Below are 12,551 nucleotides of genomic sequence, written 5' to 3' on the forward strand. Positions count from 1 at the left end.
AAAAACTAAATCACAGCGTTTTATATCTTAACATATATAACCTGCTTGGTCTCGAAGAACTCCTCCTCAAAGTAGTTTTTCAGGAAGTATTGCTGAACGGCTAAACCCGACTCGGCAATTTCCTGTTTAAGGTCTCCCCCTTTTAAATACAAAATTCCGTTGGTTAGAATATTCTTCGAATCCTTGTTGAATTTACCTTTTACCCAAGGGTAAAAGTCTTTTAATTGCGTTACAGCGCGAGATACAACAAAATCAAATTTACCAGGTATTTGCTCTGCACGGCTATGCGTTGCTTTCAGGTTTTTCAAGCCCACTGCCGATGCCACTTCGCTCACCACTTTTATTTTCTTGCCAATAGAATCAACCAGGTGAAAATCAGTTTCGGGAAACATAATGGCTAATGGCACACCCGGAAAACCACCGCCCGTACCCACATCAAGCACATGTTCGCCAGGCAAAAAGCTCATCACCTTGGCAATTCCCAATGAATGAAGCACATGCCGCTCATACAATGAGTCCATGTCCTTGCGCGAGATGACGTTAATTTGCTGGTTCCAGTAATTGTACAGCTCAGAAAGTTGGTTGAATTGATCCTGCTGCTGATTTGTTACTTCAGGAAAATATTTAGTGATAAGTCCGGCGTCCATTTATCGGTCAATGCGGTTAATGATGTTACCCAACAGGTATTTGGCTCTGAATAATTGAGCTTTTACGGTACCTAGCGGCAAATCAAGTTGTTGTGCAATTTCTTCGTACGACAATTCATCGAAGTACCTCAACGTTAATAAATTACGGTAACGAGGTGGCAAACTCTCAATAAGCATCTTAATTTCATTTGACTGCTGCTTTTTTATTGATGTTTCCTCTGGGTTCAATGTATCAGCCTTAATCTGTAGAGGCCTGTCATCCTCCTCATCCATCATATTGTTGATAGAAACCGTGTTGAGCTTTTTTTTACGCAAAAAATCGATACAGTTATTGGTGGCCACCCTAAACAGCCATGTGCTAAAAGCATAGTCTGGCTGGTATTTGTCCAGCTTTTCAAATGCCTTAGCAAAGGTTTCAACGGTTATGTCCATGGCATCCTCACGGTTGTTTACCATTTTAAGCGACATAAAGTATATCGAATCTTTGTAGCGCTGCATCAAATCAGCGAAAGCTTTCTGGCTTCCTTCTCTGGCTTTCAGCACCAGCTGATAGTCGTTTTTTGCGTTTTCGGTAAAGTTAGCGTTTACTTCCATTGTATGGTTTTTACAAATGTTCCTATTAAACCAAACACATTCAAGTACACATAATAAAGCAAATCAAAAAAAGGTAAATACCATATCAAATCTTTGCCTGTCAGCCTGTTAGCCGACTTTATGTAAATTATAATTTGAGTTATTAACCTTACAGCATATAACCCGGCTATAATTGGTAACTGTATTTTAAAAACTATGCACAATACTAATGCCACATAGAAAAAGAAGCCACTTAAAGCTTCAAAACTTAGCATACGGCGGTGCTTGTTTTTGTACAGGCCCCCTACTCCCATGTGCCGCTTTTTCTGCCGGTAATAACCACCTAAGGTGCGCTTAGCATCAGTATATACAAAAGCATCTTTATGTATCTCAATTGCAGTATTGCTGGCGGTAGCGTTCTTATTTACAAATAAATCATCATCGCCTGCTAAAATATGCAAATGCGATGCAAACCCTTTTACGCTAAAAAATAATGATTTGGTATAAGCTAAATTACGACCAATACCCATATAAGCGTTGCGCCCCAAGGCTGCCGAAAAATAGGTAACTGCTGTTTTAAGCGTTTCGAAGCGTGTAAAGGCATTTATAAATCCTCTGCTCTTTTTATAGGGCGAATATCCCAATACAATTTGCACACCGGGCGTAAATTGAGATGCCATCCGCGCAATCCAGTGCGGCGAAGCCGGTTCGCAATCGGCGTCGGTAAACAGTAGATGTTCGTGACTGGCGGCTTTTATACCCATGGTTAAGGCAAACTTTTTCCCGGTTTTAAAACGGGGGTGTTCTGTAACTGTAACCAATTTAAGGTGCGGATGGTTTTTGGCAAAATCCTCTAACACCCAGCGAGTATCATCTACCGAACAATCATTAATGACAACTACCTCAAAATTAGCGTAATCTTGTGATAAAATTGCAGGCAAATACAGCTTAAGGTTTTCCGCCTCGTTACGGGCACTTATAATTACCGAAACCGGTAAGTTCACTGCTGAAACATCAGCATCGGGCACTTTGAAAGCAGCCAAACGACGCTGCACTATTAATAAAAAGCCCATTTGCCAAACAAAGCAAAGCGCAAAAAAACTCAATAAAACAAAGGGTATATATTGTTCCAAATTCGGGCACTTATTTCAAGCCGCAAATTTGTTAATTTTAAGCGAATTAGTAGGGAATTAGTTAAATTTAAAGAACACCAACAAAACGCCCTGAGAGGAAATGTAAATTCCTGCACCTTTACTAGCAGAAACATTTCCTTAGCAATACAAATTTGAAGGCTTAAATTACTCTTAAGGAGGGCGTGGGCGAGGCTATTTAATTTTAGTAACTTTGCCCGTTACAAAAATGAAATTTAATTTAACTGCTCAAGATAAACTTTCAAAGGCTCGTGCCGGAGAAATTACTACAGATCATGGCGTTATACAAACGCCTATTTTCATGCCTGTTGGCACTGCCGGCACGGTAAAAGCCGTACACCAGCGCGAGCTTAAGAATGATATTGAAGCTCAGATTATTTTAGGCAACACCTATCACCTTTACCTGCGCCCAGGATTGGAAACCCTGGAAAAGGCCGGCGGCCTGCACAAATTCAATGGCTGGGACAAACCAATTTTAACCGATAGCGGTGGTTACCAGGTATATTCGTTAAGCCAGGCACGCAAAATAAAAGAAGAAGGCGTTACCTTCCGCTCACATATTGACGGCTCGAAACACTTGTTTACGCCTGAAGCGGCCATGGATATCCAGCGCGTTATTGGTGCCGATATTATTATGGCTTTTGACGAGTGTACTCCCTACCCTTGTGATTATGGCTATGCGCGGCGCTCCATTGAGATGACGCACCGCTGGCTTAAACGCTGCTGTGACCGCTTTGACAATACTCAACCTAAATACGGATACAGCCAAACGCTATTTCCTATTGTACAGGGATCGGTTTATAAAGACCTGCGCGAGCGTTCGGCAGAGGTAATCGCCTCTTTCGGCCGTGAAGGCAACGCAATTGGCGGACTATCGGTTGGTGAACCTGCGGAGGAAATGTACGCCATGACCGAAATTGTATGCAATATTTTACCTCAGGATAAGCCCCGCTACCTGATGGGCGTAGGCACACCCGTTAATATTTTAGAAAATATTGCGCTTGGGATTGACATGTTTGACTGCGTGATGCCTACCCGCAACGCACGCCACGGCCTGCTGTTTACCAAAAACGGCATATTGAACATGCGTAATGAAAAATGGAAAAACGACTTCACACCCATTGATGAAGATAGCGACCTATGGGTTGACCGCGAGCATACTAAAGCCTATTTACGTCATTTGATTACATCGGGCGAGATGCTGGGCGCACAAATTGCCAGCCTGCATAACCTGCATTTTTATTTATGGCTGGTAAATGAAGCCCGTCAGCACATAATAAATGGCGATTTTTACAGTTGGAAGAATGCCATGGTTACACAATTAGCCCAGCGCTTGTAATGTTCAAATTTCTGAATAACTACATAAAAATTATTGACTGGTACATTATCAAAAAGTACCTGGGCACCTTTGTTTTCACCCTATCGCTGTTCCTAATCATCATTGTTGTGTTTGACGTATCGGAGCATTTAGATGATTTTTTGAAGAGCAAAGCGCCGTTAAGCGCCATTGTGTTTCAGTATTACGGCGGCTATTTGCCCTATTACGCAAACATCTTGCTTCCTCTTATCAACTTTTTGGCCGTTATATTTTTCACGGCTAAAATGGCCAATCAAACCGAAATTGTGCCCATTTTAAGTGGCAAGGTGAGTTTCAGGCGTTTTTTACGACCTTACTTTATTGCATCAGGCGTAATTTTTATAGTATTCTTTTTAGGGAACGTGTACTTCATTCCGCTTACCAACCAGTTAAGCGTTAAGTTTGATGACACCTACACCAACAAAACCGACCCTACCCTGAAAGAACTGCACATGCAGCTCGATGACCGTACCTTTGTTTACCTGCAATCATATGATAACGTAGTGCGTACAGGATATAACTTTGTACTGGAAAAATTTGACGGCGACCTGATGCGTGAAAAGCTTACCTCTGATCATATCACTTATGATTCATTAAAACGAAGCTGGACTTTTCATAATGCCAAGATCAGATATGTGGACGGATTGAAAGAAAGATTTATTGAGCTGCCGCAAAAGGATACTGTAATTGACATGCGGCCATCTGACTTTGAGGCCAATACAGACATTAATACCAACATTTACCGGGCCATATCAACCGCCGACCTTACCAAGCAAATACAAAAGGAAAACATACGGGGCACCGGCAGGCTTGTTGAACTACAGTTGGAAAAATACCGTCGGTATATATATCCTTTTTCGGCGTTTGTGTTAACACTTATTGGTGTTTCAATATCATCCCGCAAAGTACGCGGAGGCATTGGCTTGCCACTGGGTGTAGGCATTTTACTATGCTTTTTATATATAGTAGTAGACCGCTTTGCAAACGTATTTTCGTTAAAAGCCAGCCTGCCACCCATTATAGCAGTTTGTATACCCAACGTTTTGTTTGGCTTAACCGGTCTATATCTGCTTAAAAAGGCTCCAAAATAACAACCATCACGGGCGGCACATAACTTTATCGGTCTCTCAATACATACAAAAATCATAACTCCGTTTTGTAAATGACGCATGTTGCAAATAAATCACCCGAACTGAATAAAAACCTGCTTATACTTCACTTTACAGTTTTTATATGGGGCTTTACGGGCATTTTAGGGAAACTGATTACTATTACGGCGGTTAACCTTGTTTGGTACCGGGTACTTATTGCGTTGGTGACGCTTTTTCTTTACTTCAGATTTAACAAGCAAAACTTCAAAGTAAACAGAAAATCATTTCTTACGCTATTCTTTACCGGAGGTCTTGTAGGCGCCCATTGGATATTGTTTTTTCAAGCTATTAAAGTTTCTACTGTTTCGGTTACACTTGTATGCCTTTCCTCACTTACACTATTTACGGCCGTTTTTGAGCCGTTTATAAAGCGCAAACCCATTTCAAAGCTCGAAATACTATCAGGCTTATTAATCATCACCGGCATTGTACTCATATTTAAGTTTGAAACGCAATACACACTAGGTATAGTTTTGGGGCTTTTATGCGCTGCAGCAGCCAGTTTATTCTCCATCATTAACTCCAACCAGGTTAAGCATACGCATCCCACCATCATATCATTTTACGAGCTTGGCGGAGCATTCTTTTGGATTACATTATATATGCTTACAAGCGGTGGTATCAAAACATTGCAGATACCAAGCAACCAAGACATTGCTTATTTATTAGTATTAGGCACCATATGCACGTCGCTGGCCTACGTAGCAGGCGTATCTGTAATGCGCGAACTTTCGGCATTTAAAGTAGCCCTTATCACTAACCTCGAACCGGTTTACGGCATCATAATGGCCTTTATGTTTTTTGGTGATTTACATACCATGAGCATGGGTTTTTGGATCGGTGCAGTCATTATACTATCAACCATTTTCCTGTTTCCGGTTGTTCAAAAACAAGCCGTCCGTTTCAAGCAACGCAAGGCGCAACAAGCATAACATACCGCGTCCATTTTATTTAAATTTTACACTAAGCCCTGGCTTGATGCCTGACAGTTTACAAGATAACTACTAGGCAAATTTCGCAAGCAACTTACAGTCTTCCCAAAATCCATTTTCGTACTCATTAAACAGGAGCTTAAAATTTAAACTCGTGCCGGGGCATGTTTAGGAAATTCCTTTAGCTACTCTTTTGATTTATACTTACAAAAATACTTACCCGATTGCGCATGTTAAGCGTGTTTAAACCTGGTGGATCAATTCACTTGATATCCTGACTTTCTATTCTTTCTTGCGTGCATACCAAATCTTTTACGATGATAAGCACATTTTTTCAATTTCGATCTAAAAGCATTTTAAGCCTCTCTAAGACATTATAATTTTTAAGGGACCTTAATCTATGTGCTCGCAATTAAAATTCATCACATCCAATCCACGATTTTTACATAGTGTCCCGGCTAATAATTCTATTACTGGCCCTATTAACATGAACATAACGATTTAAGTAAATCATAATCTTATATAATGCAAATTTTTTATTTTTATATAATTCTGATTTACAAGTTTATATATAGATACACTTAAACGTATCTTGCATGAATAATGCCAATTTAAGTAAACAAATTACTAATATAATTAGCAATTACTTATAATTGTAATTTTTATCATAAACTAATAATTGAAAGTCAATAAATTATATATACACACCTACAGTAAAATTAAGTTACCAAATGAAATTTGAAATATAATAGATAGTGTATTGAAACGAAAGTATTAAAAACTGGAATTTTGCGGGCACTTCTAAACCTTTGGCTTTTTTGTATACAGATTGATAAAATTATGTTGATTGGAATAGGCAAGGATGTTGCCTCACGTAGTAAGTTCTCCCCTATCTTCTGTGATAAATTTTCTGTAAAACTTCAAAATCGTTAAACACTGATCACAAAATTTTGCATCTTGAAACGTCATATTTCAATCACCAAACATGAGTTTTAAAACTACAGTATCTCTCCTTCTTCTAATTTTTATAACAGCCATGTTATTACAAAATACCGGCGAAGCAGAGTTCACAATTTTATTTTTACCGCTTACGGTACCAAAGGTTGCTGCGCTTACATCGGTAGCCGTTAGTGCGTTTCTTTTAGGGATTTTAGTAAGCAGGCGACGAAGAAAAAGTCAACCGCGGCGTGAGGAAAGTGATGATGACGACTATTTAAATGACAGCAACAACCGACGGACCGATACACTAAGTGATGAGGACAGAGATTATATAAGTTAATCACACCGTCTTGTATTTTAAGACAGTTTACAAATGCTCAGACTTGCAAGAAGAGTAGCATATCCACCAAAAACAAAAAAGTCATTGCCGCATAAGCAATGACTTTTTTTATGTCGAAGATTTGAAATATACCTACGCATTAACCGCACATACCTCCCGGATTTTTGAAAGGGCAAAATCCACTTCTTCGCGGGTGTTGTATTTAGAAAACGAAAAGCGTACGGCAGGGCGATTTGGATTAGCACCTATACCGTTTAAAACGTGAGAACCAATATTTGTACCCGAGCTGCAGGCGCTTCCTCCGGATGCCGATATGCCGGCTATATCAAGGTTAAACAACAACATATCGGCCATTTCCATTTCAGGGAACGATACATTTAGAACAGTATACAAACTTTTATCAGCATCTGTCTCACCGTTGAAATGAACGCCCGGAATTTGTGCCAATTGTTCCATCATATAGGTTTTTAAACCCTGGATGTGCGCTTGATGAGCAGCCATGTCTGTATAAGCCATTTCAAGCGCTTTAGAGAGACCTACGATGCCGTAGATATTCTCAGTACCCCCGCGCATATTTCGTTCCTGAGAACCTCCGTAAATCATCGGTTTTATTTTCACTTTATGATTTACGTACAAAAATCCTGTGCCTTTTGGCCCGTGAAGCTTGTGCGCAGCACATACAACAAAGTGAGCTTTCAGCTTGCTCAGGTCATGCGGGTAATGACCCATGGTTTGAACGGTATCGCAATGATATAACGCATTGTACTGCTCGCACAAGTCGCCTACACGTTCCATATCAGTAAGAGTACCCAATTCATTATTGGCATGCATTAATGATACAAAGCTGCGCTCATTGTCCTTAAGCAGTTGCTCCAGGTGGTTGTAATCAACGCTGCCTTTTTCGTCAACGTTAACAAAGCTAAGTTTGATTACGCCGTTCTTTTCAAGGGCTTCTAACGTGTGCACAACGGCATGGTGCTCAATATGGCTGGTAATGGCATGAGTTAAGCCATGATCAATTATACCACAACGGATAGCTGTATTATCGGCCTCGGTACCGCCCGAAGTAAAAAATATTTCGGCAGGTGAAGTTTTCAACAATGTAGCAACCGTTTTGCGCGATTTTTCAATCAACGACCGCGCCTCGCGCCCATGTGCGTGTATAGAAGACGGATTACCAAACTGGCTTTCCATTACCTTTACCATTTCCTTCATTACCTCCGGATCTAACGGCGTGGTGGCGGCGTTATCGAAATAAACTTTCATTTTTTCAATGAGTGAATTTATGAGTGAGTGAATTAATGAGTAGTTTATAGCATTTAAATACCAACTACTCACTTGATCAACCACTCACTTATATATTTAAAATCCCTTTAATATCAGTTATAATTTGTTGCGCCAGAGCATTAGCGGCGGCTTCGTCAGCAGCTTCCGAGTAAATGCGTATGATAGGCTCCGTGTTTGATTTACGGAGGTGCACCCATTGCTTGTCAAACTCTATCTTTAAACCGTCAATAGTACTGTGCGGCTGTTGCATGTACTTTTCTTCAACTTTTATAAGCAAACCATCAATGTCCATACCGGCAGTAAGCTCAATTTTATTTTTGGAGATAAAGTAATTAGGGTATGACGCCCTTAATTCAGAAACCGGCTTGCCATATTTTGCCAGATGCGTTAAAAACAAGGCAATTCCTGCCAGCGCGTCGCGGCCGTAATGAGTTTCGGGATATATTACCCCGCCATTGCCTTCGCCGCCTATTACGGCGTTTACCTCTTTCATTTTGGTTACCACATTCACCTCTCCTACTGCTGCGGCATGATACTCGCCACCGGCACGCTCGGTAACATCACGCAGGGCCCGGGTTGATGAGAGGTTAGATACCGTGTTGCCCTTGGTATGCTGCAACACATAATCAGCTACGGCAACCAGCGTATATTCTTCGCCAAACATTTTGCCATCCTCGCAAACAAAGCAAAGGCGGTCAACATCCGGGTCAACAGCTATGCCTAAGTCTGCACCGTTAGCCAACACCTGCTTTGATAGCTCGGTAAGGTTTTCAGGCAGCGGTTCGGGGTTATGCGGGAAGTGGCCGGTTGGGTCGCAATATAATTTATGAATAGTTTTTACTCCTAATGCCTCCAGAAGGGCCGGTACATAAATACCTCCGGTAGAGTTTACGGCATCAACCACCACTTTAAAATCAGCGGCTGCAATAGCTTCTTTATCCACAAGCTTAAGCGCCAATATTTCATTAATATGCTTTTGCAGGTAGGTATTCTTTATTGTAACGGTACCCAAATCATCAACCTGTGCATAACTAAAATCACTATTGTCTGCTAGCTCTAAAACTTCTTTACCATCGGTATCGCTAATGAATTCGCCGGTTGCATTGAGTAACTTGAGTGCATTCCATTGCTTAGGGTTGTGACTGGCTGTTAATATAATACCTCCGGCAGCACCTTCGGCAGGTACGGCAACCTCTACTGTTGGCGTGGTAGACAGGCCAAGATCAACTACATCAATGCCTAAACCTTGCAGCGTACCAATTACCAGGTTATTAACCATAGCGCCTGATAAACGTGCATCACGCCCAACCACAATTTTACGTATACCGGTTTTAGCAACCGTCCATGCACCAAATGCCGAAGTAAACTTTACAATGTCAAGTGGTGTAAGCCCATCACCGGCAGCACCGCCAATGGTTCCGCGTATGCCCGATATAGATTTTATAAGCGTCAAATCTTTATATATTAGGTTACAAAAATAAAAATTATTACCTAAGCCTCTGTAAAAAGCATGTCGTATTTAGCATTACCAAATTAAGGGCGTTAAATGGCTATATTTGCGGCGCTGTTATAAGACGCTTTTGCGGGGGAACAAGGCAATGGGTTTGGGTATAGGAAGAACGGAGCTGGAATATTCAACAACGGAAAAATCCTGTTCATAATGCAATACGTGAACGCGATGTAAATTCTCGCCCAACGGTAAATTGAAGTTTATAATTAAGAAATCTATAACATAGTCACATGCCCGATTTTTTGCTGCAGCTAGACCGGCAGATATTCCATTTCATTAATTATACCCTAAGCAACCCGGTGTTTGATGCGGTGATGCCGTGGCTCCGTAATCCAAAATTCTGGATTCCGGTTTATGTATTTATTATCGGGTTTAGTATATGGAAATACAAAAAGGCCGGAGCTTGGTTAATTGTATTATTGGTTGCGGCGGTAGGAGTTGCCGATTTTGGCAGTGCAACACTGATAAAAAAGCAGGTAAAACGCGACAGGCCCTGCCGTGATGTCGTGCTGCAACAAACCATAAAAAGCCGTGTACCATGTGGAACAGGTTACAGCTTTCCTTCAACACATGCGAGTGATCATTTTGCCATGTCAATTTTTTTAGGGCTTGTTTATGGGCGTAAATGGCAATATACGTGGGTTTTAGTATTAGCCTGGGCTATGCTGGTTTGCCTGGCACAGGTATATGTGGGCGTTCATTTCCCGGTTGATGTCGCCGCGGGAGCTATCTTTGGGGCCGTTATAGGCCTGATTTTTGCGAAGGTGTTCAAAAAAATTCAACCTCAATTTTAATGTACTGGTATTTACTCCTGCTTTTTTTCTCGGCTTTTTTAGGTGGTGCTGCCGTTTTTTTATTTAAAGGCGGCAACCATAAGCAGCTGAAGCTGGTATTATCTTTTAGCGGTGCGTACTTGTTTGCAATAACGGTACTGCATCTCATCCCCGAGGCTTACCATGGCAATGACCATATGGTTGGTGTTTTTATACTGGGTGGATTCATTTTTCAAATAGTACTCGAGCAGTTTTCCGATGGTATTGAGCATGGTCATATGCACCAGCACCATCATGATAAAGCGGTTTTCCCTTTAGGCATAATGGTAAGCTTGTGCCTGCATGGTTTTTTGGAAGGCATGCCTCTTGCCGGCGGCTATAAAAACGAATTGGTGTTTGGCATTGCCCTGCATCATATTCCTGCTGCATTTGCTTTGGGTACAGTTTTGTTGGCTAACCATCAAAGCCGTAATAATACGCTGTTCTTTATTGCACTTTTTGCCATAATGGCTCCGTTAGGTTACTTTGTAAGCGATGCCATTAGCAACGGAGGCATTGGAAACCTCCAACGCTACTTTAACCGTATTATGGGCGTGGTTATTGGTATCTTTCTGCATATATCAACTACTATACTTTTTGAAGCGGGGCCGGATCACAAATTCAACCGTCGCAAATTAATTGCCGTGCTATTAGGTGTAGGCATAGCGCTCGGCAGCTTTGTTAGCGAGCTTTAACAGATAGGGTTTTAAACCAGTTTAATTTTGCACACTGATATAAACAAAACGAGCCGCTTAATAAGCGGCTCGTTTTGTTATACAGATTGATTACTGTTTCTCATCATTGGGGCGTTCGGTATTTTCATTTACATTGTCTGCAGTTTCCTTTCCGCTTTCATTATCATCGGCAGTGCTATTATCCGGCTCTTGCAATAAGGGTAATTCTTCCTCCTTTTTGCCAAAAAACTTTTTCTTAACAAAAGAGAATGCAGCCACTACGCCAAATGCAAGTATCTTCCAAAACTTAAGCAGTAATGCAAAAAAGCCAACTTTAGCTAAAATCTTTCCGGCAACAAGTCCGCCAATGGTCCAGGCGGCCACGTTATCAATCTTAGGGTCAAAATCAGTATACTTAAAGCCCTCCGAAAAGTTCACAATGTTAAGCACATTAGGTATCCCCGCCTTAACCATATTCAAATCATTCATGGTTGCTATAGCGTTAAGTACCAGTACACCTTTACGACCTAATATCCGCACGTTATAGTTAAGGGTATTTAGGCTATCGTTACCAAATTTTATGTTTTTAGCCCAATGCAAAATATGGCGGTTAGCATCGTAGTAAGGTTTAGCTGCCCATCCTACCAAACTTATAGGCGGATAACCCTGCTTAACACGTTCGGCGTTGGTTTCCTCTGTTTCCTTTTGCATGTTGGTGAGCAACTCATCGTAATTAATTTCATCGGCATCATCGTCTTTAACGTAACCAATTTCATCATACTCCAAGTTAAAAACATAACCATGATCTGCAAGGATACCTTGTTCCTCGGGCAGTATAAAGCCTAACGACATGTTTTCGCTTTTAGGGTTATGCCAAATTTCGGTAAGTACACGTTCGGCTTGTACAGGCTCCAAGTATTTAAAGCCTTTGGGTACGGTGATGGTTCCTATACCGTTACGTAGCTTGATAGTGCCGTGTTGATAAGTAAACAACTTTTCAACCGAATCTATACGCGACTGATTTTGCGCAAATGTTACGCCTGTAAATAAAACAAGCAGTAACGAGAAGAATGATTTAATCATGATATTGTTTAGTGCCTTAAATATAGCAATTAAACGCTTATTGCAATTCACCTTCTCTCTTGAATTGCATGCCTTAACATCTTAATTTATTTTCC

General features: G+C 41.0%; 12 protein-coding genes. 6 read left to right on the forward strand and 6 right to left on the reverse strand.

Annotated features, from left to right (window positions below; all coding sequences use genetic code 11):
- Window positions 1–20: 20 nt before the first annotated feature.
- From rsmG to QZ407_RS16855, 3 genes are read right to left on the reverse strand one after another with little or no spacing between them, the layout of a single operon-like run.
- The gene (gene rsmG, locus QZ407_RS16845; RefSeq protein ID WP_295773234.1) at window positions 21–647 is read right to left on the reverse strand and encodes a 16S rRNA (guanine(527)-N(7))-methyltransferase RsmG; all 627 of its coding nucleotides are present in this window, start codon (window positions 645–647) and stop codon (window positions 21–23) included.
- Window positions 648–1,241 (reverse strand): sigma-70 family RNA polymerase sigma factor, encoded by a 594-nt coding sequence (locus QZ407_RS16850; protein WP_295773236.1) that lies wholly within the window; start codon window positions 1,239–1,241, stop codon window positions 648–650.
- Complete coding sequence (locus QZ407_RS16855) at window positions 1,232–2,293, reverse strand: glycosyltransferase (protein ID WP_295773239.1); 1,062 nt, start codon at window positions 2,291–2,293, stop codon at window positions 1,232–1,234. The genes QZ407_RS16850 and QZ407_RS16855 overlap by 10 nt, the downstream gene beginning before the upstream one ends.
- A gap of 286 nt (window positions 2,294–2,579) precedes the next feature.
- On the opposite strand from QZ407_RS16855, the gene tgt reads away from it, so the two are divergent.
- The 4 genes from tgt (at window position 2,580) to QZ407_RS16875 (ending at window position 7,090) form a co-directional block, all read left to right on the forward strand.
- Complete coding sequence (tgt, locus tag QZ407_RS16860) at window positions 2,580–3,710, forward strand: tRNA guanosine(34) transglycosylase Tgt (protein ID WP_295773241.1); 1,131 nt, start codon at window positions 2,580–2,582, stop codon at window positions 3,708–3,710.
- Window positions 3,710–4,819, forward strand: a complete 1,110-nt coding sequence (locus tag QZ407_RS16865; RefSeq protein WP_295773243.1) for an LptF/LptG family permease — start codon at window positions 3,710–3,712, stop codon at window positions 4,817–4,819. The genes tgt and QZ407_RS16865 overlap by 1 nt, the downstream gene beginning before the upstream one ends.
- A gap of 71 nt (window positions 4,820–4,890) precedes the next feature.
- A complete protein-coding gene (locus QZ407_RS16870; protein WP_295773247.1) occupies window positions 4,891–5,811 on the forward strand; it encodes a DMT family transporter in 921 nt (306 codons plus the stop codon).
- Between the two features lie 1,036 nt (window positions 5,812–6,847).
- Window positions 6,848–7,090 carry a hypothetical protein gene (locus QZ407_RS16875; RefSeq protein WP_295773249.1) on the forward strand — a complete coding sequence of 81 codons (243 nt, stop codon included), beginning with the start codon at window positions 6,848–6,850 and terminating at the stop codon, window positions 7,088–7,090.
- A 132-nt stretch (window positions 7,091–7,222) separates the two neighbouring features.
- Here QZ407_RS16875 and QZ407_RS16880 read toward each other — a convergent pair whose 3' ends face one another.
- On the reverse strand, window positions 7,223–8,356 hold the full coding sequence (locus QZ407_RS16880; RefSeq protein WP_295773250.1) for a cysteine desulfurase family protein: 1,134 nt from the start codon (window positions 8,354–8,356) through the stop codon (window positions 7,223–7,225).
- Window positions 8,357–8,444: 88 nt separating this feature from the next.
- Entirely contained in the window at window positions 8,445–9,830 is a 1,386-nt protein-coding gene (gene glmM / locus QZ407_RS16885; protein WP_295773252.1) for a phosphoglucosamine mutase, read from the reverse strand.
- Window positions 9,831–10,117: 287 nt separating this feature from the next.
- On the opposite strand from glmM, the gene QZ407_RS16890 reads away from it, so the two are divergent.
- Window positions 10,118–10,681, forward strand: coding sequence for a phosphatase PAP2 family protein (locus QZ407_RS16890; protein WP_295773254.1), 564 nt, complete (start codon window positions 10,118–10,120; stop codon window positions 10,679–10,681).
- Window positions 10,681–11,394, forward strand: coding sequence for a ZIP family metal transporter (locus tag QZ407_RS16895; RefSeq protein ID WP_295773256.1), 714 nt, complete (start codon window positions 10,681–10,683; stop codon window positions 11,392–11,394). Before QZ407_RS16890 ends, QZ407_RS16895 begins: the two co-directional genes overlap by 1 nt.
- A 90-nt stretch (window positions 11,395–11,484) precedes the next feature.
- Here the strand turns inward: QZ407_RS16895 and QZ407_RS16900 are convergent, their stop codons facing one another.
- The gene (locus QZ407_RS16900) at window positions 11,485–12,456 is read right to left on the reverse strand and encodes a DUF2167 domain-containing protein (protein ID WP_295773259.1); all 972 of its coding nucleotides are present in this window, start codon (window positions 12,454–12,456) and stop codon (window positions 11,485–11,487) included.
- Between the last annotated feature and the right edge of the window lie 95 nt (window positions 12,457–12,551).

The organism is uncultured Mucilaginibacter sp. (assembly GCF_913773635.1).
Classification (GTDB): domain Bacteria; phylum Bacteroidota; class Bacteroidia; order Sphingobacteriales; family Sphingobacteriaceae; genus Mucilaginibacter.